We start from the raw sequence: 25,227 nt of genomic DNA on the forward strand, positions 1-25,227 counted from the left end.
CCGGGGGGGGGTCCTGTGGTGGTTCCCGCCCCCCCGGTCGCCGTCTGCTCCCCCCGCCGGGGCCCCCCGCGCCTCGGCGGCACCGCGTGCGTGGCCCCGGCCCCCCCGGCCGTGTTGGGGCTTCGGATCGGGGTTGCGGAGGGCCTGGATGCCGTGGTTGGTCGCCGTGTGTGGCGCGGAAAGTGTGGGCGGTCAGCCTGCGTCGTTGTCGGCGTACTTGATCGTGATGTTCTTGAAGCCCAGGGATTGCAGCAGGCCCGTCAACATCGTTCGGGTGTTGCGCTCTGCGTCGGCCACCAGGGGGCTCTTGGCCGCCGCTGCCTGGATTTGCTTCTGGGCCAGCTCGTACAACGCCTGCTGGGAGTTGGGGTTTCCGCTCAGGAAGTCGTTGATGCGGGTGAACAGGCCCTGCTGCTGGGCGTACACGTGGGATTCGTGCACGTCCAGCGTTGCCGGCTCCAGCTGGGCGTGGCCCAACGTGATCGTGGCCGACTGGCGGTCGTCGGACACCTGGACCGCGTTGCCCTTCAGGCGCGAGAAGTCCACATACGCGTTGTCCGTGCCCACGCCGATGAACAGGGTGTCGCTGCCCACCAGGAAACTGGGGAGGACCGAGCTCGTCGTGATGTCGACGACCACCTGGAACGAACCACTCGCCGCCTCGTAGCGGGAAAGCTCGACGATCGACTGCAGGAGCACCGGGCCGGAGTGCTCCTCGGTCCGCTCTGCGAAGGGGTTGCGCAATTGGGGTAACAGGTGCACCGCCGATGCGACGAGTACCGCGGCGACCAGAACCACCACAGCCACAGCCAAAGCGACCAGCCGCTTGCCCCAAGCACCCATGCCGGGAGGAATACCCAACCGGGCACCGGACCAATCGGGCGGTACCGTGAGCACCGATCCGACGGAGGGAGACGGTGTGCGCAAGTCCTGGTGGCTGTGGATCCTGCTGGTCGTGCTCGCCATCCTGGTGCTCGGCATGATCTTCGGCGGCTACCGCAAGGGCACCAAGCTCGGCGCGCCGGCCGCTCCCGTCGCGGCCTGGAGTGCGGGCCGGGCGGCCTAGCCCCGGCTGCGCCGCTTGGGTCCGGCCGCCACCGGCACGTCCCGGTAGCGCAGGATTCCCGCCACACCGAGCAAGAACGTCGCGCAGACCGGCGCCGGGTCGGTGAGGCAGCCCGCGGCCATGGCGCCGTCGCGGAGCATCACGAAGTGGCGGGCCGCCGGCTCGGGGGCTGTCTCGCCCGTCTCGGCGAGCAACTCCGTGACGGTCTCCAGGAACCACTGCCGGTGCGCGAGGACGGCTTGGTGGACCGGGTGGGCGGGGTCGGGGTATTCGGCGGCGGCGTTGAGGAACGCGCAGCCCCGAAACCCGGGCGACCGGATGCCGTCGGCGATCGTGGCCGCCACCGCCTGGACGATGTCCTCGGGCGAGGCGCCGGGTGTCGCCGTGCGCGCCGCCTCGACCTGGGCCCGGATGGCCTTGTCGACTTCGGACAGGTAGGCGACCAGCAGGTCGTCCTTGCCCGGGAAGTGCCGGTAGAGCGTGGCTCGGGTGACGCCCGCGTCGGCGATGACCCGGTCGATGCCGACCGAATGCAGGCCTTCCGCGTAGAACAGCCGGCTCGCCGAGGCCAGCAGCCGTGCTCGCGCTTCGGACATCTTTCACCTCCGGGTTCCGCCGAGCCGAGCCTAGCAGATAGAACGGTCGGTCTTGACGCCGATGGTCACCGCTGCCATAGTCGTCGACGAGACAGATCGTTCTATCTACCGGGAGAACGCATGACCACCACCACCGCTCCGGCCGCCGGCGTCGCGCAGACCCTGCGACGTCTCTATTTCGTCCGGTTCGCCTTCGCCCTCGTCTGGGCGGGACTGCTCTTCGCGACGGCGTCGAGCCTCGGCCCGGTCAGCGTCGCGCTGCTGGTGCTGTACCCGTTGTTCGACGTCGTCGCGGCCGTGCTCGACGCGCGTTCGGCCCGGACGGGCAAGCCGATCGCGGCGCTCTACGTGAACGTCGCGATCAGCCTGCTCGCCGCTGCCGGCCTCGGCTTCGCCGCCTCGTCCGGGATTCCGGGCGTCCTGCGCGTGTGGGGCAGCTGGGCGATCGTCGCCGGCCTGGTCCAGCTCGTCGTCGGCGTCACCCGGCGCGGGCTCGGCGGCCAGTGGCCGATGATCCTCAGCGGGGCGATCTCCGTGCTGGCCGGTGCTTCGTTCATCTTCCAGGCCACAAAGGACGGTGCTTCGCTGACCGCACTGGCCGGTTACGCCACGCTGGGCGGCGTCTTCTTCCTCGTCTCCGCGCTGCGGCTGGGCCGGGGCCGCAAGGCTCAGGAGCAGTAGGTCCCGTTCAGCGCCGGCTGCAGGAACGGCGGCGTGCTGCCGGTGTAGTCCGCGTTGTAGCCGAGGGTGACCGTCGCGCCCGTGCCCAGGTTGCCGTTCCACGACACGTTGTCGACCTTGACGGTGTCGCCGTTGTCGGTCCAGGTCCCGTTCCAGCCCTGGCTGACCGTCACGCCGGGTGCGGAGAACGTCAGCGTCCAGCCGGTGAGGGCCGCGCCGCGGTTTTCGATGACGATCTCCCCGGTGTACCCGGTCGGCCAGGAGCTGACCACCCGGTGGGTGACCTTGCAGCCGCCGGTCGGCTGCGGGGTCGTGGTGGTCGGGGTCGAGGGCGTGGTCGGCGTGGTGGGGGTCGTCGGCGTGGTCGGCGTCGTCGGGGTGGTCGTGACCGGCCCGGCCGCGACGGCGAGGTCGTAGGCCCGCTGGGGCACGAACTGGCCTGCCGTGGCGATGCAGCCGTCCGCCTCGCCCGGCGGCTTGATCCACAGGAACGCGTCGATCTGGCCGTCGCCGGTCTGGTTGGTGCTCGGCGTACCGATCGCGCGCCCGCCCGGGTCGCACCACTCGCTGCCCTGCGGCCCGTTGCCGTTGCGGCTCGTGTCGATCACCGCTTTCAGCCGCGAGTCGCCGAGCTGGCCGAGGATCGCCTTGTCGTAGGCCACTTCGTCGGCGGTCGCGCGGTAGTTCGACACGTTGGTCGAGATGCCGTCGGCGCTGTTCGAGATGTCGGCGGCCCGCAGCCGCGTCGCGGCGTCACCGGGGGAAAGCCAGGCGGAGTGCCCGATGTCGAAGTACACCTTCGCCTGGGAGGAGCCGGCCTTGAGCCGCTTGCCCGCGTACGCGAGTGACGCCGTGGTCTGGCGCTGCTGGTCGCTGTTCTGACAGTTCGTCATCTGCGGGAGCACGTCGGGCTCGAGCACGATGGCCGCGGGCCGGCCCGACAGCCCGGCTGCCACCTGGTCGATCCAGGCCCGGTAGGCGTCTTGGGACGGCGCGCCGCCGCTGCTCGCGCCGCCGCAGTCGCGGTTCGGGATGTCGTAGACGACCATGATCGGGATCTTGCCCGCGGCGGCCGCCGCGCCGGTGTAGGCGTCCACCTCACCACGGACCGTGGACGTGTTGGTGGTGGTGAACCACCGCGCCTGCGGTACCGAGGCGATGCGGTCGCGGATGACCGCGGCCCGGGAGTCGCCGGGGTTCGCCGCGACCCACTTGGCCGCGTTGGTGCCCGGGTCGACGTAGTACGCCGAGGCGGCGGCCTGCGCGCCGGCCCCGGTGGTCGTGGCGACGACGGCGGTCACGGCCACCGCGGCCAGTCCACCGGCTGCCACTGTCCTGCTTCGCATGCACCTTCTCCTTCGAACCGCGGGGTGGCGCCGGAATCGGCTACTGGGAGCGCTCCCAGCAATCGAAGACTGTAACCCGGGCGGGCGGCCCGGGAAAGGGGTCCGCGGTGTTGTTCCGGCTCGCCGCCGCGAAAGTTACATTTTGCGCGAAGCGCCGGTGCGGGGCTGTGGCGGACCGCTGAACTGCGGTGATGGCCGGCCGGTGTGGCGTTGACCGTGGTGTTTCGTAAAGTGCGGCGGGCGCCCACTGGTGATGGTTGTTCGGCGGGAGGGCGGCTGTTAGCGTTAACGCCCAGCGTGTTCGCCATCGACGAAGATGGGGTTCTCATGGCGGTTTCCCCCTTCGCTGATCGACCGATTGTTTCGCCGGCCGACCCGAGAGTTTCGCCGGGCGCCGCCTTCGTTCGGAAGTGAGGACTACCATGTTCCGGAGCGCGAGAATCGCGGCAGCGGCGGTGACCGCGGTCGTCTTGGCCGTGGCGGGCGGCGTCGTCGCCGCGGCACCGGCCCAGGCCGCCACCTCGATCACCGTCAACGGCGGTTCGGGCGGCCGCACGTTCGACGGCGTCGGCGCGGTCAGCGGCGGCGGTGGCAACACCCGCCTGCTGATCGACTACCCCGAGCCGCAGCGTGGCCAGATCCTCGACTACCTGTTCAAGCCCGGCTACGGCGCCGCCCTGCAGATCCTCAAGGTGGAAATGGGCGGGGACACCAACTCCACCAGCGGCGCGGAGCCCAGCCACGCCCACTTCCGCGGCGACCTGGACTGCAACCGCGGGTACGAGTGGTGGCTCATGGAACAGGCGAAGGCACGCAACCCCGGCATCAAGCTCGTGGGCCTGCCCTGGGGCGCACCGGGCTGGATCGGCAACGGCACCTTCTTCTCCAACGACCTGACGGACTACTACCTGTCGTGGCTGGGGTGCGCCAAACAGCACGGGCTGACCATCGACTACCTCACCAGCGTCCAGAACGAGAAGCAGTGGAGCGCGGACTGGACCGTGACCCTGCGCAATGCGCTCAACGCCAACGGGTACAGCGCCATCAAGATCATCTCCGGTGATTCGTGGCCGGGCGACTGGGGTCCCGCGAGCGCGATCTCGACCAACACCGCCTACCGCAACGCGACCGACGTGCTCAGCGCCCACTACACCTGCGGCTACCTCAGCGCGCAGACCTCCTGCAGCGTCCCGGCGAACGTCACGAACACCGGGAAGACGTTGTGGTCCAGCGAAAACGGCTCCCAGGACTACAACGACGGCGCCAAGCCGCTGGCCCGCGGGATCAACCGCGTCTACCTCGATGGCAAGATGACCGCCTACCTCAACTGGGACCTGATCGCCGCCGTCACGCCGAACATCCCGTGGCCGACCGTGGGGCTGATCCTCGCCAACCAGCCGTGGTCCGGCTACTACTCGGTCGGCAAGGACTCGTGGACGCTGGCGCACACGACGCAGTTCACCGCGCCCGGCTGGAAGTACCTCGACGCCTCCAGCGGCTACCTCGGCGGGAACCGCGGCAACGGCAGCTACGTCTCGCTGAAGTCGCCGAACAACACCGACTACGGCACGATCATCGAGACGATGGACGCCACCTCGGCCCAGACGCTGAACCTGAACGTCACCGGCGGGCTGTCCACCGGCCAGGTGCATGTCTGGGCGACCAACCTCAACTCGAACAACCCGGCCGACCACTTCGTGCACAGCACCGACATCACGCCGTCCGGCGGGGCCTACTCCTTGACCGTCCAGCCCGGCTACCTCTACTCCATCACGACCACCACCGGGCAGGGCAAGGGGACGGCGACCAGCCCGCCGCAGGGCTCGCTGAACCTGCCCTACAGCGACGACTTCGAGGGCTACGCGAAGGGCAAGGAAGCCAAGTACCTGATGGACATGGAGGGCGCCTTCGAGACGTCGGCCTGCGGCGCCGGCCGCGCGGGCACCTGCGTGCGCCAGTCCGCACCGCAGAAGACGATCCCGTGGAAGAAGTTCGTCGATCCCTACGCGCTGCTGGGCAACGTGGCCTGGAGCAACTACACGCTCAGCACGGACGTGCTGCTCGAGAAGCCCGGGTACGTCGAGCTGCTCGGCCGGGCCGGCTCGCAGGACACGGGCAACCAGGGTGCGCTGAACGCCTATTACCTGCGCGTGAGCGACACCGGTGCCTGGTCGATCCGGCGCAACAACACCAGCCAGCAGAACACGACCCTGCGCACCGGCACGACGACCGCGCTCGGCACCGGCAGCTGGCACAAGCTGTCACTGGGCTTCTCCGGCAGCACCATCACCGCCTCCGTCGACGGCACGGTGCTCGGCACGGTCACCGACGGCACCTTCCCGGCCGGCCAGGTCGGCATCGGCACGGGCGTGGGGGAGACCGCGCAGTTCGACAACCTCGCCGTCGACGGTGCGGGTGGCGGGTCGACCTCCGTGCTGCGCAACACCGGCGCCGGCCGCTGCCTCGACGTCCCGAACGTGTCGCAGACCAACGGCACCCAGGTGACGTTGTGGGACTGCAACGGCGGCAGCAACCAGCAGTGGACTCTCACCTCCGGCAAGCAGATCCAGGTGTACGGCAGCAAGTGCCTCGACGCCGAGGGCTCCGGCACGACGGCGGGGACCCGGGCGATCATCTGGGACTGCACGGGCGGCACGAACCAGCAGTGGAACGCCGCCGCCGACGGCACGATCACCGGCGCCCCATCGGGACTGTGCCTCACCCCGAGCGGCAACGGCACCGCGAACAGCACGCCGGTGACCCTGCAGACCTGTACCGGCGGCAACGCCCAGAAGTGGACACGGAGCTAGCCGCATCCCAAGCGGACGAAGGAGTTCGTCGATGAAGGCACGCTGGACAAGAATGTGGCCGGCCGTGGTGATCGCCGCGGCCGCGCTGACCTCCACGGCGACGACGTCGCAGGCCGCCACCGAAGGGCCGTGCGACATCTACGCGACCGGCGGCACGCCCTGTGTCGCCGCGCACTCGACCACCCGGGCGCTGTACGGCGCGTACAACGGCTCGCTCTACCAAGTGCGGCGCGCGTCGGACAGCACGACGCGGGACATCGGGGTCCTGAGCGCGGGCGGCGTCGCGAACGCCGCGGCCCAGGATTCGTTCTGCGCGGGCACGACGTGTTTGATCACGGTCATCTACGACCAGTCCGGCCGCGGCAACCACCTGACCCAGGCGCCGCCGGGTGGCTTCTCCGGCCCGGCGCCCGGCGGGTACGACAACCTGGCCAGCGCGACGGCCGCTCCGACCACCGTCGGCGGCCAGAAGGCGTACGGCGTCTACGTGGCTCCCGGAACCGGCTACCGCAACAACAACACCAACGGCATCGCGACCGGTGACCAGCCGGAGGGCATGTACGCGATCTTCGACGGTACGCACTACAACGGCGGTTGCTGCTTCGACTACGGCAACGCCGAGCGCAACAGCCGGGACAACGGCAACGGCACGATGGAGGCCATCTACTTCGGCAACATCAAGGTCTGGGGCTACGGCGCCGGCAACGGCCCGTGGATCATGGCCGATCTGGAGAACGGCCTGTTCTCCGGGGTCAACCAGCACTACAACGCCAACGACCCGAGCATCAGCCACCGGTACCTGACCGCGATCATCAAGGGCGGTCAGAACCGGTGGGCCATCCGCGGCGGCAACGCCCAGTCCGGTGGCGTGTCGACCTTCTACGACGGCGTGCGCCCCAACGTGTCGGGCTACAACCCGATGCGCAAGGAAGGCGCCATCATCCTGGGCACCGGCGGGGACAACAGCATCGGATCCGCCGGCACGTTCTACGAAGGCGTCATGACGTCCGGCTACCCCTCGGACGCCACCGAGAGCGCCGTCCAGGCCAACATCGTCGCGGCCGGGTACGGCACCGGCGGCAGCAACACGGGGACCGGGCCGCTGCACGCGGTCGGCGCGGGCAAGTGCCTGGCCGCCCCGAACAGCAACCAGGGCACGCAGCTGCAGATCGCCGGCTGCAGCGGCCAGGCGAACCAGGCTTGGACGCGCACGTCGGACGGCACGCTGACGGCGTCGCTCGGCGGCGCGACGATGTGCCTGGACGCGTCCGGCCAGGGCACGAGCGCGGGCACGAAGGTGGTGACCTGGCCCTGCAACGGCCAGGGCAACCAGCAGTGGACCGTCAACTCCAACGGCACGGTCACCGGTGTCCAATCAGGACTGTGCCTGGACGTCACCGGTGCCTCCACGGCCGACGGTGCGCCCGTCGAACTGTGGACCTGCAACGGCGGCAGCAACCAGCAGTGGACGCTGGGCTGACCCGGCCCGAGACCGAAACGAGGACTGCGATGACCACCGGCTCACCCCCGCGGCGGCGCCTCCGGACCGCCGTCACCGTGCTCGCCGCCGCCGGCCTCGCGGCGACCGCCGTGGTGCTGTCGCCCGGGGTCGCCGGGGCGGCGAGCACGCTCGGGGCCGCGGCGGCGCAGAGCGGACGGTACTTCGGCGCCGCGATCTCGACGAGCCACCTCGGCGAGGCGGCCTACGTCAACACGTGGACGTCGGAGTTCAACGGCGTCACGCCGGAAAACGAGATGAAGTGGGACACGGTCGAGCCGAACCGCAACCAGTTCAACTTCGCGCCGGCCGACCGGATCGTCAGCCAGGCGAAGGCCCAGGGCATGAAGATCCGCGGGCACACCCTGGTGTGGTACCAGCAGCTGGCCCCCTGGGTCGGCGGCCTGGACGCGACCAACCTGCGCTCGGCGATGCTGAACCACATCAGCCAGGTGGCCGGGCACTGGAAGGGCCAGGTCATCGCGTGGGACGTGGTCAACGAGGCGTTCGAGGAGAACGGCACCCGCCGGCAGTCGGTGTTCCAGCAGAAGCTCGGTGACGGCTACCTGGAGGACGCCTTCCGTGCCGCCCGCACGGCCGACCCGAGCGCCAAACTCTGCTACAACGACTACAACACAGACGGCATCAACGCGAAGAGCACCGGCATCTACAACATGGTGCGGGACTTCAAGAGCCGGGGCGTGCCGATCGACTGCGTGGGCTTCCAGAGCCACCTCTCCTCGAACTCGAACCTGAGCAGCTACCAGGCCAACCTCCAGCGCTTCGCCGACCTCGGGGTCGACGTCCAGATCACCGAGCTGGACGTCGGCGGCTCGGGGACCGGCCAGGCGAACGTGTACCGCCAGGTGACCCAGGCGTGCCGGGCGGTGACCCGGTGCACCGGCATCACGGTCTGGGGCGTCACGGACAAGTACTCGTGGCGCTCGGGCGACACCCCGCTGCTGTTCGACGGCAACTACGGCAAGAAGCAGGCCTACACGTCCGTCCTCGACGCGCTCGGCGGCGACGACCCGGATCCCGGCGGGAGCACCGGTCCGGTGCGTGCCACGGCGGCGAACCGGTGCCTCGACGTCCCCGGCTCGGCGGGCACGGCCGGCACCCAGGTGCAGATCTGGGACTGCCACAGCGGGGCGAACCAGCAGTGGACCCGCGGCAGCGCGGGGGAGCTGAGCGTCTACTCCGGTGCGGGAAAGCGGTGCCTGGGCACCGCGGGCGGCGGGACGGCCGCGGGCACGGCGGCGGTCATCGCGGACTGCACCGGCGGTGCCGGGCAGAAGTGGACGTTCACCGGCAGCGGCACGATCACCCACGGCCAGTCGGGACTGTGCCTGGACGTCTCCGGCGCCGCGACCGCCAACGGCACCAAGGTGATCATCTGGAGCTGCAACGGCGGAGCCAACCAGCGGTGGACCGGGCCGTCCGCGCCGACCGGCGGCACCCTGCCGTCCCGGTATTCGTGGAGTTCCAGCGGGCCGCTGATCGCCCCGAAGTCCGACGCGACGCACGACATCGCCGGCATCAAGGACCCGTCGGTGGTCTACGCCGACGGGAAGTACCACGTGTTCGCCAGCACGGCGAACGCGGCCGGGTACAACCTGGTGTACCTGAGCTTCACGGACTGGGCCCAGGCGGGCTCGGCGACCCAGTACTACCTGGACCAGTCCGGGATCGGCACCGGGTACCGCGCGGCACCCGAGGTGTTCTACTTCGCGCCGCAAAAGCTGTGGTACCTGGTGTACCAGGACGGCAACGCGGCCTATTCGACCAACCCGGACATCGGCAACCCGAGCGGCTGGAGCGCCCCGAAGCACTTCTACCCGTCGATGCCGGGGATCATCCAGCAGAACATCGGCAGCGGTTACTGGGTGGACATGTGGGTGATCTGCGACGCCACCACCTGCCACCTGTTCTCTTCGGACGACAACGGGCACCTCTACCGGTCGCAGACGTCGGTCGCGAACTTCCCGGAAGGCATGAGCGACCCGGTCATCGCCGCCCAGGACGCGGACCGGTACGCGTTGTTCGAAGCGTCCAATGTGTACAAGGTGGCGGGCGCGGACCAGTACCTGCTGGTCGTGGAGGCGATCGGTGCCCAGGGACGGTACTTCCGGTCCTGGACCTCGAGCGCGATCGCCGGACCGTGGACACCGCTGGCCGACACCGAAAGCGCCCCGTTCGCCGGCGCGGCCAACGTGACTTTCCCGGCCGGCCAGTGGACGACGGACATCAGCCACGGCGAGATGATCCGGGCCGGCACGGACCAGACGCTGACCATCGACCCCTGCCGCATCCGCTACCTCTACCAGGGCCGGGACCCCGCCTCCGGTGGGGACTACAACAGCCTGCCGTGGCGGCTGGGCCTGCTGACGCAGACCAACGCCACCTGTTGACCGGCGTCCGGTCGCGCCCGCCGGCAGCCCGGCGGGCACGCTGAGGGAGAGGACCTGGCCTGCTTCACCGTACCGGCGCGGTGAAGCAGGCCAGGCTCGCCGAGGCCGTCAGCTGTCGGCGTGGTCGAGGTCGGCCAGGTCGAGCACGAAGCGGTAGCGGACGTCGCCTGCGGACAGGCGGTCCAGGACCTCGTTCACCCGGGCCGAGGGGACGGTTTCGACGTCCGCGGTGACGTCGTGGCGGACGCAGAAGTCGAGCATCGCCGCGGTCCCGGGCCGGCCGCCGCTGCCCGCCGAGGTCAGTTTCTTGCGGCCCACCAGCAGGTCCATCGCCTCGACCGTGAGCGAGCCGAGGTGGCCGACCTGGCTGAGGGTGCCGTCCAGGGCGACCAGCCGCAGGTACGGGCCGAGGTCGTGGGGGACCGCGATGGTGTCGATGACGACGTCGAACCGGTCGCGGGCCGCTTCCAGCTGCCGCGGGTCCGCCGACACCAGCAGCTCGCGCGCTCCGAGACGGCTTGCGTCGGCGGCCTTGCCGGCCGACCGGCTGATGACCGTCGTCTCGGCGCCGAGGGCGATCGCGAGCTTGACCGCCAGGTGCCCCAGGCCGCCGAGGCCGATCACCGCAACGCGGGTGCCGGGCCCGGTGCCGAGCGCGCGCAGCGGTTCCCAGACCGTGATGCCCGCGCACAGCAGCGGTGCGGCGGCCGCCGGGTCGAGGCCCGCGGGGAGCCGGTAGGCGAAGTCTTCCCGGACGACGTGTTCGCGGGCGTAGGCGCCGAGGGTGGGGGAGCCGTCGTGGCGATCGGTTCCGCCGTAGGTCAGCGTGGGGAACTCGGCGCAGAAGTTCTCCTGCCCGCGGCGGCACATCGGGCACTTCCCGCAGGAGTCGACGATGTTGCCGACCGCCACCGGGTCGCCGATCGCGAACCGCGTCACCGCCGGTCCGGTCTCGGTCACGACGCCGGTGAACTCGTGGCCCGGCACCAGTCCGGCGTCCCGGGGGGTGTGCAGCGCGTGCAGGTCGGTGTGGCAGACCCCGCAGTGGTCCACGCGGATCGCGATGTCGTCGTCGCGCAGGTCGCGCCGGTGGAGCGTGGCGCGCCGGAGCGTGGGGTCGTCCGGGCCGGCCAGCCAGCCGGTCGTGGTCCGCATCGCAGCTCCTCTAGAAACAGAACAGTCGGTTTGTTGGCTCGACGCTAGCGGGCCCGGCCCGGCAAAGCAAACCGACTGTTCTGTTGTAGGCTGACGTCCATGGCCGACAAGCTGCTGACCTCCCGCGGAGCCGCCACGAAGCAGCGCATCGTGGACGCGGCGACCGAGGAGTTCGCCCGGTACGGCATCGCCGGGGCCCGCGTCGAGCGCATCGTCGAGGCGGCCCGGACCAACCGGGCCCAGCTGTACGCCTACTTCGGCAGCAAGGACGGGCTGTTCGACGCGATCTTCTTCGCCTCGCTGGAGCGGATCGTCAACGTGGTGCCGATCGACGGCGCCGACCTCGCCGGCTGGGCGGTCCGCCTCTACGACGAGTACCTGCGGCGGCCGGACCTCATCCGGCTGGCCACCTGGACCCGCCTCGAGCGGCGGCCGGCCGGGCATCTGGTGGCCGACGTCGACCGGCTGGACGACCCCAAGCTGCGCGCCATCGCCGAAGCGCAGGCCGCGGGACTGGTCCGGGCGGGCAACCCCTTCGACCTGATGGCGATGGTGATCGCGATGTCCATGGCGTGGTCGCCGGTCAGCAACGTCTACGCCGCCACGGACGCGGAACCGGCCGAGGTCCACGACCGGCGCCGGACGCTGCTGCGGGAGTGCGTGCAGAGCGTCATCGCACCGGCCTGACCGCGGCACGTTCCGGCGCACCCGGCGTGATCGGCGGGGCATCTCACGTGTTTGGCGGGGCATCTCGCGTGATCGGAGGGGCATCTCGACGTGGAGGTGATCACCACCGCGGCGGGCCGACGAGTGGGAGATTCCGACCTCTTCCCCGGCCGTGACCCGCTCTTAGAGTTCCGGGAAAGATCCCCGACCGGAAGAGGCGCCATGGACGGGCTGATGCAGCCGCGGCCGCTCACCCTCGCCCACATCCTGGAGCGGGCCGAGCGGCTCTACGCGCACAAGGAAGTCGTCACGGCCGGCGGCGAACGGCTGACGTACGCCGAGGTGGCCGCGGGGACCCGGCGCCTCGCCACCGCGCTGGACACGCTCGGCGTCCCGCCCGGCGCCCGGGTCGCGACCTTCGCGAGCAACCACCGGCGGCACCTCGAGCTCTACCTGGCCGTGCCGGTCACCAAGCGGGTGCTGCACCCGATCAACATCCGGCTGCCCGCGGAGCACCTCGAGTACATCGTCGAGCACGCCGAGGACGACGTGGTGTTCGTCGACCGGGCGCTGCTGCCGCGGATCTGGCCGAGCGCCGGCCGCCTGCCGCGGGTGCGCTACTGGGTCGTGCTCCCGGACGACAGCGACGAGCCGATCCCGGACGACCCCCGCGTCCGGCACTACGACGACCTGGTCTCCGCGGCGGCGCCGTTCACCGGCTCGTTCGAGGACACCTTCACGCTCGCGGACGAGCACCTCGCGTCCGGGCTGTGCTACACCTCCGGCACGACCGGGCCGCCCAAGGGCGTGCTCTACAGCCACCGTTCGACGGTGCTGCACGGCCTGGGGACGCTCGCCGCGGGGCTCGTCGGCCTCTGCGAAAGCGACGTCGTGCTGCCGATCGTGCCGATGTTCCACGCCAACGCCTGGGGCCTGCCCTACGGCGCGATGCTGACGGGTGCGGCACTGGTGCTGCCGGGCCCGTCCGCGGACCCGGACCACCTGCTGCGGCTGATGGCGGCCGAGCGGGTCACCGTCGCCGGAGCGGTCCCCACGGTCTGGACGAGCATGGCTCCCGGGCTGCGGGACCACGACCTGAGCGCCACGCGGTTCCTGCTCGGCGGCGGATCGGCCGTCCCGCCGGCGCTGTCGGAGACCTACCGCGCCGCGATCGGCGTGCCCATCACGCATTCCTGGGGGATGACGGAGGTCAGCCCGGTCGGCGCGATCGGCGGCACGCGCACCCAGCACCGGAATGCGCCCGCGGCGGACCAGGTGGCCGTGCGGGCCGCCCAGGGCCAGCCGCTGCCGCTGGTGAACGTGCGGATCGTCGACGTCGAGACCGGCCGCGAGCTGCCCCGCGACGGCGACGCGGTCGGCGAGCTGCAGGTCGCGGGTCCCTGGGTGGCGGGCGGCTACTACCGCGTGCGCGCCGACGGCAGCTTCACCGCCGACGGCTGGCTGCGCACCGGCGACCTGGCCACCATCGACGCCGAGGGCTATCTGCGGCTGGTGGACCGGATGAAGGACCTGATCAAGTCCGGTGGCGAGTGGATCTCCTCGGTCGAGCTCGAGGGCGCCATCGCGGCCCACCCCGACGTCGTCGAAGCGGCGGTGATCGCCCGGCCGGACCCGCGGTGGATGGAACGTCCGGTGGCGTACGTCGTGCTGCGCGAGGGCAGTGCGACGGGGGCCGAGGAGCTGCTGGCGCACCTCACGCCGATGGTCGCGAAGTGGTGGCTGCCCGACGAGTTCGTCTTCGTGCCCGCCTTGCCGAAGACGGGCACCGGCAAGATTTCGAAGATCGCCCTGCGCGACTCGGTGCGGGTCGGCTGAACGGCCTCAGGACGCAACGGCCCGGAGCTGGTGCAGCCGGAGCCCGAGCTGCAGCTCCAGGTCGTTCTCGTGGCGCCAGTCGGAGCCGAGGACCGTGCCGGCCCGGTCGAGGCGCTTGAGCAGCGTGTTGACGTGCAGGTGCAACGCACGCGCGGTGGCCGCGACGTTGGTGCGGTGGACGTAGTAGGCGCTGAGGGTGCCGACCAGATCGGTGCCCCGCCGCCGGTCGTACTCGAGGAGCGCGCCGATCGAGCCGGTCAGGAACCGGTCGAGCTCGCCGGCCCGCTCGGGGTCGAACACCATGGCGTACAAGGCATGTTGCCGTGTGGTGGCGCCGCCGTCGGTGTGCCCGAGCGCGCGCATCACGGCGCCGCAGCGACCGGCCAGCGAGAACGCCCGTGACCAGTCGTGGCCGTCCGCCCGTTCCCCGACGACGATCACGGGACCGCCCAGCGTCCGCCGCAGTCTCTTGTGGACGGCCGCGACGGTCGCCTCGGCGTCGGCGCCGGGCAGGATCATCGTGGCCCGGCCGAGGTGCTCGCCGGCCAGCCCGGCGCGCTCCCGGGCGACGTCGTGCAGGTGCCGCGCGAGGTCGCCCGGCGGCACCGCGGGGGAGTCCGCGACCAGGACCAGGTCCAGCCGGTCGACGTCGATGTTGCGGGCCCGGGCGCGGACGCGCTGGGCCGGCCCGATCCCGGGACTGCCGACCATGAGCTCGGTCAGCAGCTCCCCGCTCAGCCGCTCGCCGGCCTCGGCCACGGCCTGCTCCTTGAGGATGAGCAGCCCGAGGATGTGCGTGGCGCGCTCGAGCGTCCGCAGGTCCGTGTCGTCGCCGGTGCCCGACGGCCGGCTCCACACGAGCGCGCCGAGGTAGCTGTCGCCGGCCTGGACCGCCGCCACGCTGCGGTCGGTCCCGTCGGTGCCGGACGACGTCGTGCAGCGGCCGGTGCGGCGGGCGTCGCCGACCGCGCCGGCCAGGTCCGTCCGGAGTGGACTGTCGGTCCGGTCGAGGAGCGTGATGCTGCCGCCCAGCTGATCGGCGAGGTGCTGCGCGACGTCGCGCGGGGTGCCGCCGTCGAGCACGACACCGGTCAGGGCTTCGTGGATCGCCTGGGCCCGCTCGATCTTCCGGTACGCCACCCGCAGTTCCCGCAACGCCGTCCGGCTTTCTTCGTAGAGCCGGGCGTTGTCGAGGGCGACCGCGGCGTGGTCGGCGAACGCGTTCAGCAGCGCGATCTCCTCGGCCTGGAACGACCGTTCGGAGCGGTCCGCGGCGAACAGCGCGCCCACGGCCTCCCCGCGGATGACCAGCGGCACGCCGAGCAGCGCGATCAGCTCCTCGGTGCCGACCAGGCGGTCGAAGTTCGGATCGTGCTCGATGAGCGTCGAGGTGGCGTAGTCGCGCACCCAGTGCGGGCTCTTGGAAGCCAGCACCTTGCCCCCGAGCCCCACCGTGGCGGGGATGGTCGCCGCGAGGAACTCCGCGGAGATCGTGCCCTCCGACGCGCGGGCCGACAGCCGGCCGTCCGCACCGACCAGCGAGAGGTAGGTGAAGTCCGTGCCGATCAGGTCGTGGGCGTGGTGGACGATCGACTGCAGCACCTCGTCGAGCTCGCCCAGGGCGGTGAGCGACTTGACGGTGGCGTACAACGACGCCAGTTCGCGCTGCCGGCGCGGTTCCGCCGCACTGGTCACAGTGTCTTCCTCCTCGGCATCGGGTGGGCGAAAGACCCACCGCTGCGGCGGGAGGAGTGGGTGGTCCACACCTCAGCCGGCAGCGTAACGGCGTCCTAGCATCACCGCCATCACCTGCCGGCGCTCCTCGACGAAGGCGGCTCGCATGGCCATTCCGCTCACCCAGCCCGAAGGGCAGTCCGGCACCGGGGTGCCCGCGACCCCGCGCCGGGCCTTCCGCAAACTGCTGGCGGCCGGGCTCATCGGCAGCTCGATCGAGTGGTACGACTTCTTCCTCTACGGCACCGCGGCCGCGCTGGTGTTCCCCAAGGTGTTCTTCCCGCACGCCTCGGCGCTGACCGGCACCCTGCTGGCCTTCAGCACGTTCTGGGCCGGGTTCGTGGCCCGGCCGATCGGCGGGGTGCTGGCGGGGCACCTCGGGGACAAGTACGGGCGCAAGCCGGTGGTCGTCGCCTGCCTGGCGGTGATGGGGGCCGCGACCTTCCTGATCGGCTGCCTGCCCAGCGCGGCGAGCGTCGGCGCGCTGGCCCCGACGCTGCTGGTGCTCCTGCGGTTCGTGCAGGGCCTCGCGACCGGTGGGCAGTGGGGCGGCATCGTGCTGCTGCTGACCGAATCCGCCAGTCCGAAGCGGCGCGGCTTCGCCGGGACCTTCGGGCAGACGAGCGTGCCGGTGGCCGTCATCGTGTCCAACCTGATCTTCGTGGCGACCAGCGGGCTGATGCCGGACGCCGCCTTCCTCGGCTGGGGCTGGCGCATCCCGTTCCTGCTGAGCGTCGTGATGTTCGGGGTGGTGCTCTACATCCAGGCCAAAGTGGAGGACACGCCGGAGTTCCGGCGGCTGCAGGAAGAAGTGGCGCAGCACGACGGCCCGGTGGTCCGGGCGCCGATCGCCCAGGTCCTGCGCAGCAAGTGGGGGACCATCCTGCTCGGCTGCGGGCTGCTCTCGGCCACCAACAGCCTGTTCTACGTCAGCATTTCCGGATTGCTGAGCTACGGCACCGGCACGCTCAAGCTCCAGCGTGACTCGCTGCTCGCGGTGGTGCTGCTCAGTTCCGCCGCGATGCTCGCGGCCATTCCCTGGTCCGGGTACCTCTCGGACAGGGTGGGCCGCCGCCCGCTGATCCTGATCGGCGGCCTGGGCGTCGCCCTGTGGGCGTTTCCGTACTTCGGGCTCGTCGGCACCGCGTCCCTGCCGCTGATCTTCGTCGCGGTGGCGGTGGGGTTCGTGTTCCAGTGCCTCACCTACGGCCCGATCGCGAGCTTCCTCAGCGAACTCTTCGCGCCCAACGTCCGCTACTCCGGTGCGTCGCTGGCCTACCAGCTGTCCGCGATCATCGTCAGCGGCGGCACGCCGTTCCTGATGACCGCGCTGATCGCCGGGACCGGGAGCACGTGGCCGGTCGCCGTCTACATCGCGGCGATGGGGTTGATCACCTTCGCCAGCGCGTGGTTCCTGCCCGAGACGAACCCGGCCGAGGTCCGCGCCGATCCGCTCGCCGTCCCCGGCGCGCACCTCCACCGGTCGTCCGAAGAAACGGGGACGCGATGAGGAAGACACTCCGGCTCGCCGTGTCGGCGGCCTTGGTCCTGGCGGCGAGCGCGCCGGTGCCCGCCGCCGCGTCCCCGGCGGCCCCGGACTGCGCCGGGCTGGCCGGGGTGCGGATTCCGGCGTCGGTCATGAGCTTGCCGACGAGCGGCGGGGTCGTCACGGCGGCTTCCGTGGTGCCCGGTGGCTATTGCCGGGTCGACGCCGATCTCCACCCCGTCGACCCGGCCGCGCCGGCCATCAAGCTGCGCGTCGCCTTGCCCCTGGCCTGGAACCACAAGGCGCTGATGTTCGGCGGCGGTGGGTACAACGGCACGATCCCCGACGTGACGGCGAACGTCCCGTTCGGCCCCGCTGACCGGCCGGCGCCGCTGGCCCGGGGGTACGCGACCTTCGCGAGCGACTCCGGCCACCAGCAGAACCCGGCGTCCCCGCCGTCGCTGGACGGGTCGTTCGGCGTCAACGACGAAGCGTTGGTCAACTTCGCCGCCGGCGACGCCTTGAAGAAGACGCGGGACGCGAGCCTGTTCCTCATCCGGCGCGCCTATGCGGCGACGCCCACTGAAGTCTTCTTCGCCGGCGGATCGACCGGCGGGCGCGAAGCACTCGTCGTCGCCCAGCGCTGGCCGTCGGCGTTCGACGGCGTGATTTCGGCCTACCCGGCCTGGAACAACATGGCCGAAATCCTGGACCTGGGCTACCTGGCGCAGGTCCTGTCGCGCCCGGGTGCCTTCCCTGACCCTGCCAAGCAGACGCTCCTCTACAACAGCGTCATCAAGGCGTGTGACGGCTTGGACGGGGTTACCGATGGAATCGTCTCGAACCCGGGACGCTGCCGGTTCGATCCGCGCGTGCTGCGCTGCCCGGGTGGGACCGACACCGGCCCGGCGTGCCTGTCGGACCCGCAGATCGGTGCGGTGACCGCCGTGTCGGCACCGTTCCGGTGGCCGTACCGGATCGCCGGCGGCGAGACGGAGTACCCGGGCTTCCCGTTCCTGTCGGGGGCGGACATGCGAACGCCGTTCCTCGGCTTCGGCACCACGGCACCGGCCGACCCGATGCCGGTGACCAGCGGCTACGGGATGCAGTACTGGGACCAGTGGGTCAAGTACTTCCTGACCCGCGATCCGGGCCACCGGGCGCTGGACGTCGATCCCCGCCGCCCCGGCAAGTGGCTCGCCCGGATCAGCGCGCTGTCGTCGATCGAGGACCGCAACAACGCGGACCTGCGCCCGTTCGCCCGTGCGGGCGGCAAGCTGATCCTCATGCACGGTGCCGCGGACGAGCTGGTCTCCCCGTACTCGACGAGCGATTACTACGAACGGGTCCGTTCGGTGGCGGGGCCCCGGGTGACGGAGTCGTTCCTGCGGTACTACGTCGTCCCGGGGGCCAACCACGCCAACTTCGGAACCCCGGCCTTCGCCGCGAGCTGGGACTCGCTCACGGCCCTCGAGCGGTGGGTCGAGGGTGGCCGGGCCCCGGCGGGTCAGGTCGTGACCGACTTGGCCCACCCGCGCACCCGGCCGCTGTGCACTTATCCGGAGTGGCCGCGGTACCGCGGTGGTGATCCGGACAGCGCGGCGAGCTTCTTCTGTGCCCGCTGAAGGGCGTCCCGCCGGCCGGGGGGCCGGCGGGACGGGACCCCTCGGTCAGCCGATGGCGATCGAGAAGATGTGCATCGCCGCCGTGCCCATGTTCGCTCCGTCGCTGACGTCCGGGAGCGTCACGTACTGCACCGTCTTGCCCGGCTGCAGCGGGATCGGGGCGTAGTACAGGCTGACCTGCTGGTTCAGCTGCCCGCTGCTGTTGTTCAGGTACGGCAACGTGGTGAGGATGTCGCCGCCGGTGGCCGCGTTGGACCACCAGTCCGCGAAACTCACCGAGTGGGACTCGGTCGTTCCGTCCGTGTACGTCACCGTTGCCGTTCCGCTCGGGCTGCCGTAGTCGCCGGCGCCGATCAGGCCCAGCGTGTGGCCGGTGCCGGAGATCGCGATCGTCTGGCCGCCGGCCACGCCGCCCGCGACCACGTTGTCCGGGCTGCCGGTCGGTACGTCCGGCCAGGTGAACGTCAGCCCGTCGTGGGTGAACGTCGCTCCCGGGGTCAGGCTTGGCGTCGCCGCGGCCAGTGCCTGCGCGGAGAAGCTCGCGTTGCCGCCGTCGAAGTTGCCCGCGCCGGGCGTGGCGTCGTCGCTGACGCCGACGTTGTTGTACGCCGCGGGGAACGACGGGTACGGCGGGTGCGGCAACAGCACGGTCGTCGCGTCCGTCGATGTGCCCCGCCCGTTGGCCGAGGTGAACGTGGCCTGCGCCGACAGGTCGAACTTGCCGGGTTCCGCCGAGGCCGGGACGCCGATCTCCCAGGTGGTGCTGACGGTCTGCCCGGCAGGCACGGTGGCGAACGTCGAGGGCGAGGTGGCCTTGACGGTCCAGCCGGCCGGTCCGCTGAGCGTCATGGCGACGTCGCGCAGCGGCCGGGCGCCCGCCGGGTTCGGCAGCGTGGTGGTGGCGGTGTAGGTCCTGCCCGCCTGCACCCGGTCCGGTGCCGTGAGCGTGAACGGCTGCTCGACCACCACCGGCGTGGTGCCGGTGACGCCGTCGACCGTGACGCTGATGGTCGCGACGCCGGGCGCCACCATGGTCACCTGGCCGGTCCGGCTCACCTGGGCCACCCGCGGATCGCTGCTGCGGTAGCCGATCCGGGCCCGTGAGAGGTCGACGAACGACTGGTCGTCGTGCACCGCTTCGACGATGTGGTCGGCCGGCACGTGCTGGCCGGCCTGGGCGGTGTCGTCGGCGATCCACGGGTTCTTCGCGGTCAGGTCGAGGCGCTGACCCGGCGCGAACACGACCTGGTCCGGCTGCACGGTCACGTACTGGGTCTTCGGCCTGATCGCTCCGGTGACGGCCACCGGGGCGGTGCCGGCGAGGTGGGCCGAATCGGCGCCCACGCCGAACCGGTAGGCACCGGGGTGCACCACTTCGCGGCGCTTCCCCTCGTCCCAGAACGCCAGATCACCGATCCGCACCGGGATGGCCAGGTGCTGGGTCCGGCCGGGGGCGAGCACGTCGGTCTTCGCGAAGCCGGCCAGGCGCTGGCGCGGCAGTTCCACACCGGGCACGCCGAACGCCGTGGCCGCGTACAGCTGGGCGACGGTGGCCCCGGGCGTGCTGCCGGTGTTGGTCACGTCCACGTGCACGGTCACCTGCCCGTTCGCGTCGGCGGCCCAGGTGTCCGCGTGCACGCGGGAGTAGGCGAACTTCGTGTACGAGAGGCCGTAGCCGAACGGGTACGCCGGCGTGCCGGTGAAGTACTGGTAGGTCCGGCCGAGGCCGCCGGTCTGCGACGGCGTCAGCCCGTAGTTCTTGATGGCGGGCAGCTGCGAGTCGTCGGCGTACCAGGTGAAGTTCAGGTGCCCGCTGGGGTTCTGCTTGCCGAACAGCACGTCGGCCAGCGCGGTGCCCTGGCTTTCGCCGTTGTACCCGCTGAACACGATGCCCGGAATGCCCGCGGCGTGGCCGAGGGAGACGGCGCCGCCCGCCTGGACGGCCAGCGCGGTCCGCGGGTTGCCGGCCGCCTTGACCTGGTCGATCAGCGAGTCGTAGTTGCCGGGCATGGCGATGGTGGTGCGGTCCCGGCCCTCGGTGGCCACGTTCCCGTCGGTTCCCGCGAACACCACGACCAGGTCGGCCGTCTTCAGCGCGGCCAGGGTCTCCGCCGAGCAGCTCGCCGCCGTCGTCGTGGCGGTGGACGTGCCGCACGCGTCGAACGTGACCGTGGCAGCCGGATTCGCCGCCTTGACCGCGGAGGTGATGCCCTGCACCGCGTTCACCTGGAGCGCGGGTTCGCCGGAGTAGCCGCCGAGGGTGACCTTGCCCGCGAGGTCGCCGACGACGACCACGGTGCCGAGCTTGGCCGGATCGGCGGGCAGCAGCGGCGCGGCGGTGCCGGGGACCGGGTCGTTCTTCAGCAGCACCAGCGAGTGGGCGGCGACCTTCGCGGCCAGCGCCTGGTGCTCGGGGCTCTGGATGACGTCCTTGGTGATCTTCGTGTAGGCCACCCGGTCCGGCGGGTCGAACTCGCCGGTCTGCATGCGCGTGGTGAACACGTGCACCAGCGCGTTGTCGAGCACGCCTTCGGAGAGCACCCCGGCCTTGATGGCCTCCTGGATGTTGGCCACGGTGGCTTCCGTGCCGGTGCAGTTGAGCTGGGTGCCCGCGCGCAGCGCGTACGCCTGGCCGCCGGCGGCGCCGGCGACCTGCTGCCCGGTCGCGGTGTTCGTCCACTGCGTGCCGCCGTTGGAGGTGGCCGTGGTCCAGCCGGGCGGCGCCCAGTTGTGGCTGCCGGGCGCGTAGACGTCGCCGACCGCGCCGCAGTCGGACGTGGTGTAGCCGTCGAAGCCGTAGGTGCGCTGGGCGATGGCGTTCGCCGTGTACGTGTCGGACGGCGACGGGGTGCCGTTGATCGCGTTGTACGACGTCATCAGGCCGGACACGTGCGCGTCCTGGATCAGGTTCCGGAACTGCTTGGTGTAGTAGTCGCGGAGGTTGGCCTCGGTCGTGTCCGAGGAGTCCGCGTGCCGGTCGTTTTCGACGTTGTTGAGCGCGTAGTGCTTGGCGGTGGCCGCGACCTTGAGGTACGGCGTCGCCGGCCGGCCGGACGCGGTCTGGCCCTGGTAGCCGTTGACGAACGCGCCGGCCATCTTCGCGACCAGGTACGGGTCTTCGCCGAAGCCTTCGTCGGTGCGGCCCCAGCGCGGGTCGCGATCGAGGTTGACCGTCGGCGCCCAGTAGGTCAGGGAGCCGTAGTTGTTCTTGTCCGGGCCGATGTTGTTCTGCGCGACGCCCCACAGCGACTTGTCCAGCATGCCGCGGGCCTCGTCGGAGATCGCGGTGGTCTCCTGCTGGATCAGCTCCGGGTCCCAGGACATCGTGCTCGCCAGGTTCGTCGGGAAGCTGGTGGCGTGCACCCCGCCGGTCACCGTGCCGTCGTTCGTGTTCGCGCCGAGCGTGTTGAGGCCGTGCTGGCCCTCGCTCCAGTACGTGTACTGCTGCACGCCGAGCCGCGGGATGGCCGGCGCGCTGTTGGTGCGCAGCTGCAGCACCTTTTCGGGCAGGGTCATCCGGGCGACGAGGTCGGCGGCTCGCTCGGCGAAGCTGTAGTGCGTGTCGCGGTAGACCGGCAGCGCGGCCGGCTGCGCGGGAGCCGCCGACGCGGCCGGGACGAGCGTGGCCGCGGTCAGGGTGGCGGCCAGCAGGGGCACGGCGGTCAGCCGTACCCGTCGCCGGCCGGGGAAGCGCAAGGACATCGGATCTCCGTCGCAGAAGGTCGATGGGCTGGGTGCTCCGGCCGTGCCAGGAGCACTGGCCCGCCGCCGGCCGAGGGAACCGCCGGTTCGCAGGCTGGTCCGTCACCATCGTTCGCAAGGGATCCGGTTCTGGCAAGCAATTCACGGCCGGCCCGGCGTCACCGCTGGCCGAGGCCCGGTGGCGGCTGAAAGTTTCACCGGCGGCCCCCTGGGCGAACGTCCGGGGCGGGTCAGCCGGGCAGTGGCCTGCTCCGTGATCCGCCTGCGAAACTCATTCCGAGCTGAGCTCTCAGCGGTTGGTCCAGTAGAGGACGTCGGGAACCACGATCAGCAGGGCTACCGCGAGCCAGTAGTGGCTCGCCTTCAGCTGCGGTGCGCGGAAAGCGAACAGGGCGTTCAAGCCGGCCACGACCAGCCCGGTGAACACCACCGCCACCACGCCGAGCATGATGATGAAGCCCGCGCCGTCGTCGACGACCGTGGGGTCGATCGGGACCCAGCCGAGCTCGCCCGCCAGGACCTGCGCCGCCAGCATCCCGAAGGCGACCGGGTAGGCGGCCGGGATGGCCAGCAGCAGGTTGAGCGGGACGCCGATCAGCCAGACCTGGCGCGGGCGGAGTTCACGACGGGGCACCCGGCCATCATGCCGGACGGCGGGGAGCGACGTCGGCGGGCCGGGAAGCCGGGTGCGCGAACCCGGCGCGAGGATCGTGTCGTCGGCGTCCGGGTCACGGCCGGCGGTGGATCGTGATGGAGTGGCCGACCTCGTCGATGGGCGTGCTCGTGCGGAGCAGCAGCCCCAGGCGGTCGTCCGCCTTGGCGATGGCGGAATCCGAGACGACGAGCAGTCCGTGCACGGCCTCCGGGGGCACGGCGAGCGGGTCCGCGGCCTCGATGCCGTAGTACGACGGCACCCCGCTGCCCTTGTAGACCAGCCACACCCGCTCACCCGGATAGCGCTGCTTCAGGCGGTCGGCCAGCCGGCCCAGGTCCTGGCCCCAGTCGACGTTCGAGTCGTGCAGCTGGCGGTGGGTTCCCTCCGGGCCGCCGAAGGCCTCGTTGGCGTAGGGCAGGTAGTAGGGGAACGTGCGCAGCGCGCTGACCGCCGTGAACGCGACCAGGGCCACCACGGCGACGGCCGCCCACCGGCGGCGGACGGCGACCACCCCCGCCGCCGCGACGGCCAGGAACATCGGCAGGAAAAGCGCGTACCGGACACCCAGGTCGCGGCTGCCCGTCATGGCCGCGGCCAGCAACACGGCCGCGGGGAGGAGGACGTACGACGCCGCCGGGCGCAGCCGTGGTACCGCGGCCATCGTGACGACGCCGGCCGCCCAGAGCGCCAGCGTGCCCAGCGGGGTCTTCACCAGCAGCGCGGCCGGGAGGTAGTACCACAGCGCACCGACGTGGCGGCTGCCGAACAGGAAGGTGGTCCACACCTGGTCTTCGAAGCCGAACTGGACGCGCATCCCGTCGAGGTACGGGCCGGGCAGCGGCAGCAGGCGCGCGAGCGAGCGCAGGCCTTCGGCGGGCGGCAGACCCGGTGGCGGCACCCAGCGCAGCCGCGGATCGACGACCAGGTACGAAACCCACACCACGGCGACCGCGATCAGCGCGACGCCGAGGGCCGCCGCGGCACCGGCGCCGAGCCGCCGGAGTGTCCGTTGTGGACCGGAGGCGCGGCCGGCCTGCCGGACGGAGAGCACGACCAGGAGCAGCACGACCGGAACCGCGGCCAGGGCGCTCATCTTCGTGGCCACGGCCGCGCCCAGGGCGAGCGCCGCGAGCGGAAGGTAGCGGCCGGGACGGCGCCGGGCGCGCCACAGCAGCCAGGCCGACGTCACCAGGAAACCGGCCACCGGCACGTCGAGGGTCGCCAGTGACCCGTGCGCGACGAGGTCGGGGGAAAGCGCATACAGCGCGAGCGCCACCACGCCGCCGGCCGGCCCGGCCAGATCGCGGGCGAAGGCGAAGACGACCAGCCCGAACAGCAGCGTCAGCACGATCACCGGCAACCGCGCCAGCAGCAGCAGCCGGCCCGGGTCGTGGCCCGATTCGTAGAGCACGGACCGGCCGAGCTGTGCCTGGTCGCCGGCGAACCCGGCGTCGACGTGCACGTCCGCGAAGGCCGGCCCGGTGGCGATGAGCAGCTTGCCCAGCGGCGGGTGCTCGGGGTTGAACCGCAGGCTGTGGTGTTCGAGGGAGTAGACCGCCGTGCCGATGTAGACCGGCTCGTCGATGGTCGGGGTCTGTTCCACGGCCGTCGTGATCATCGCGACCGCCATCCCGGCGAGCAGCACGACCGCGGCGACCGCGGGCCACCACCGGCCGGGCCGGGGTGCGCCGGTCGGCACGTCCTCCCGGATGCCCTCGGTGATCACTTCCCGGAGACGTCCGGCGGCGGCGATGGTTGAGCGCGCCCCCTGGCCGCCCGCGGTCGACGTCTCCGGCACCGGTCACCTCCTCGGCCGGATTCTCCCGCCGTCCGCGGTGCCGGGCTCCGATCCGGAAGGCGCGTAATTTTCACCGGTTCCGGCTTTCCGGAGCGGAAGGTCCGAAAGTCGATCGAAACTTTTTGCGCGGCGCTCCGGCGGCGTGCTCTGCTGCTGGCAACG

17 protein-coding genes are annotated in these 25,227 nt (G+C 71.3%); 9 read left to right on the forward strand and 8 right to left on the reverse strand.

Annotated features, from left to right (window positions below):
* Positions 1-192: 192 nt before the first annotated feature.
* Entirely contained in the window at positions 193-897 is a 705-nt protein-coding gene (locus tag ISP_RS21435; protein WP_230468875.1) for a DUF4230 domain-containing protein, read from the reverse strand.
* Between the two features lie 22 nt (positions 898-919).
* Between ISP_RS21435 and ISP_RS21440 the strand changes: the two genes are divergently transcribed.
* Complete coding sequence (locus tag ISP_RS21440) at positions 920-1,066, forward strand: hypothetical protein (protein ID WP_014467048.1); 147 nt, start codon at positions 920-922, stop codon at positions 1,064-1,066.
* Here the strand turns inward: ISP_RS21440 and ISP_RS21445 are convergent.
* Positions 1,063-1,662: a TetR/AcrR family transcriptional regulator gene (locus ISP_RS21445; RefSeq protein WP_013225839.1), complete on the reverse strand. Its 600-nt coding sequence runs from the start codon at positions 1,660-1,662 to the stop codon at positions 1,063-1,065. The two genes, ISP_RS21440 and ISP_RS21445, sit on opposite strands and share 4 nt — an antisense overlap.
* Before the next feature lie 120 nt (positions 1,663-1,782).
* On the opposite strand from ISP_RS21445, the gene ISP_RS21450 reads away from it, so the two are divergent.
* Positions 1,783-2,343: a membrane protein gene (locus ISP_RS21450; RefSeq protein WP_013225840.1), complete on the forward strand. Its 561-nt coding sequence runs from the start codon at positions 1,783-1,785 to the stop codon at positions 2,341-2,343.
* On the opposite strand, the gene ISP_RS21455 is transcribed toward ISP_RS21450, so the two are convergent.
* On the reverse strand, positions 2,331-3,674 hold the full coding sequence (locus tag ISP_RS21455; RefSeq protein ID WP_013225841.1) for a glycoside hydrolase family 6 protein: 1,344 nt from the start codon (positions 3,672-3,674) through the stop codon (positions 2,331-2,333). The two genes, ISP_RS21450 and ISP_RS21455, sit on opposite strands and share 13 nt — an antisense overlap.
* Positions 3,675-4,111: 437 nt before the next feature.
* Here ISP_RS21455 and ISP_RS21460 point away from each other — a divergent pair, with 437 nt between their 5' ends.
* The 3 genes from ISP_RS21460 to ISP_RS21470 are packed head-to-tail and all read left to right on the forward strand — an operon-like array spanning position 4,112 to position 10,408.
* The gene (locus tag ISP_RS21460; protein WP_013225842.1) at positions 4,112-6,499 is read left to right on the forward strand and encodes a ricin-type beta-trefoil lectin domain protein; all 2,388 of its coding nucleotides are present in this window, start codon (positions 4,112-4,114) and stop codon (positions 6,497-6,499) included.
* Positions 6,500-6,530: 31 nt separating this feature from the next.
* Positions 6,531-7,979: an arabinofuranosidase catalytic domain-containing protein gene (locus tag ISP_RS21465; RefSeq protein WP_412152577.1), complete on the forward strand. Its 1,449-nt coding sequence runs from the start codon at positions 6,531-6,533 to the stop codon at positions 7,977-7,979.
* Between the two features lie 29 nt (positions 7,980-8,008).
* Positions 8,009-10,408 (forward strand): non-reducing end alpha-L-arabinofuranosidase family hydrolase, encoded by a 2,400-nt coding sequence (locus ISP_RS21470; RefSeq protein WP_013225844.1) that lies wholly within the window; start codon positions 8,009-8,011, stop codon positions 10,406-10,408.
* A 108-nt stretch (positions 10,409-10,516) separates the two neighbouring features.
* Here the strand turns inward: ISP_RS21470 and ISP_RS21475 are convergent, their stop codons facing one another.
* Positions 10,517-11,563 (reverse strand): NAD(P)-dependent alcohol dehydrogenase, encoded by a 1,047-nt coding sequence (locus tag ISP_RS21475; RefSeq protein WP_013225845.1) that lies wholly within the window; start codon positions 11,561-11,563, stop codon positions 10,517-10,519.
* 99 nt (positions 11,564-11,662) lie between these two features.
* On the opposite strand from ISP_RS21475, the gene ISP_RS21480 reads away from it, so the two are divergent.
* Both ISP_RS21480 and ISP_RS21485 read left to right on the forward strand, forming a co-directional pair.
* A complete protein-coding gene (locus tag ISP_RS21480; RefSeq protein ID WP_013225846.1) occupies positions 11,663-12,250 on the forward strand; it encodes a TetR family transcriptional regulator in 588 nt (195 codons plus the stop codon).
* A 201-nt stretch (positions 12,251-12,451) separates the two neighbouring features.
* Entirely contained in the window at positions 12,452-14,065 is a 1,614-nt protein-coding gene (locus ISP_RS21485) for a long-chain fatty acid--CoA ligase (RefSeq protein ID WP_013225847.1), read from the forward strand.
* Positions 14,066-14,071: 6 nt separating this feature from the next.
* Here ISP_RS21485 and ISP_RS21490 read toward each other — a convergent pair whose 3' ends face one another.
* Positions 14,072-15,760: a helix-turn-helix domain-containing protein gene (locus ISP_RS21490; RefSeq protein ID WP_013225848.1), complete on the reverse strand. Its 1,689-nt coding sequence runs from the start codon at positions 15,758-15,760 to the stop codon at positions 14,072-14,074.
* 145 nt (positions 15,761-15,905) lie between these two features.
* Here ISP_RS21490 and ISP_RS21495 point away from each other — a divergent pair, with 145 nt between their 5' ends.
* Both ISP_RS21495 and ISP_RS21500 read left to right on the forward strand, forming a co-directional pair.
* Entirely contained in the window at positions 15,906-17,309 is a 1,404-nt protein-coding gene (locus ISP_RS21495) for an MFS transporter (RefSeq protein ID WP_013225849.1), read from the forward strand.
* On the forward strand, positions 17,306-18,910 hold the full coding sequence (locus tag ISP_RS21500; protein ID WP_013225850.1) for a tannase/feruloyl esterase family alpha/beta hydrolase: 1,605 nt from the start codon (positions 17,306-17,308) through the stop codon (positions 18,908-18,910). The genes ISP_RS21495 and ISP_RS21500 overlap by 4 nt, the downstream gene beginning before the upstream one ends.
* A 45-nt stretch (positions 18,911-18,955) precedes the next feature.
* Here ISP_RS21500 and ISP_RS21505 read toward each other — a convergent pair whose 3' ends face one another.
* The 3 genes from ISP_RS21505 to ISP_RS21515 all read right to left on the reverse strand — a co-directional run bounded on the left by ISP_RS21505 (position 18,956) and on the right by ISP_RS21515 (position 25,065).
* The gene (locus ISP_RS21505) at positions 18,956-22,612 is read right to left on the reverse strand and encodes a glycoside hydrolase family 3 C-terminal domain-containing protein (RefSeq protein WP_013225851.1); all 3,657 of its coding nucleotides are present in this window, start codon (positions 22,610-22,612) and stop codon (positions 18,956-18,958) included.
* A 289-nt stretch (positions 22,613-22,901) separates the two neighbouring features.
* On the reverse strand, positions 22,902-23,246 hold the full coding sequence (locus ISP_RS21510; RefSeq protein WP_013225852.1) for a hypothetical protein: 345 nt from the start codon (positions 23,244-23,246) through the stop codon (positions 22,902-22,904).
* A gap of 94 nt (positions 23,247-23,340) precedes the next feature.
* Positions 23,341-25,065, reverse strand: a complete 1,725-nt coding sequence (locus tag ISP_RS21515) for an ArnT family glycosyltransferase (protein ID WP_013225853.1) — start codon at positions 25,063-25,065, stop codon at positions 23,341-23,343.
* Positions 25,066-25,227 lie beyond the last annotated feature (162 nt).

Origin of the sequence: Amycolatopsis mediterranei (assembly GCF_026017845.1) — a bacterium.
Lineage (GTDB): Bacteria > Actinomycetota > Actinomycetes > Mycobacteriales > Pseudonocardiaceae > Amycolatopsis > Amycolatopsis mediterranei.

Bases quoted from the DNA above. Each gene is read 5' to 3' on its own strand.
- ISP_RS21480 (WP_013225846.1), top strand. From the start codon at position 11,663: ATGGCCGACAAGCTGCTGACCTCCCGCGGAGCCGCCACGAAGCAGCGC.
- ISP_RS21485 (WP_013225847.1), top strand. From the start codon at position 12,452: ATGGACGGGCTGATGCAGCCGCGGCCGCTCACCCTCGCCCACATCCTG.
- ISP_RS21465 (WP_412152577.1), top strand. From the start codon at position 6,531: ATGAAGGCACGCTGGACAAGAATGTGGCCGGCCGTGGTGATCGCCGCG.
- ISP_RS21505 (WP_013225851.1), bottom strand. From the start codon at position 22,612: ATGTCCTTGCGCTTCCCCGGCCGGCGACGGGTACGGCTGACCGCCGTG.
- ISP_RS21445 (WP_013225839.1), bottom strand. From the start codon at position 1,662: ATGTCCGAAGCGCGAGCACGGCTGCTGGCCTCGGCGAGCCGGCTGTTC.
- ISP_RS21450 (WP_013225840.1), top strand. From the start codon at position 1,783: ATGACCACCACCACCGCTCCGGCCGCCGGCGTCGCGCAGACCCTGCGA.
- ISP_RS21475 (WP_013225845.1), bottom strand. From the start codon at position 11,563: ATGCGGACCACGACCGGCTGGCTGGCCGGCCCGGACGACCCCACGCTC.
- ISP_RS21470 (WP_013225844.1), top strand. From the start codon at position 8,009: ATGACCACCGGCTCACCCCCGCGGCGGCGCCTCCGGACCGCCGTCACC.
- ISP_RS21495 (WP_013225849.1), top strand. From the start codon at position 15,906: ATGGCCATTCCGCTCACCCAGCCCGAAGGGCAGTCCGGCACCGGGGTG.
- ISP_RS21460 (WP_013225842.1), top strand. From the start codon at position 4,112: ATGTTCCGGAGCGCGAGAATCGCGGCAGCGGCGGTGACCGCGGTCGTC.
- ISP_RS21500 (WP_013225850.1), top strand. From the start codon at position 17,306: ATGAGGAAGACACTCCGGCTCGCCGTGTCGGCGGCCTTGGTCCTGGCG.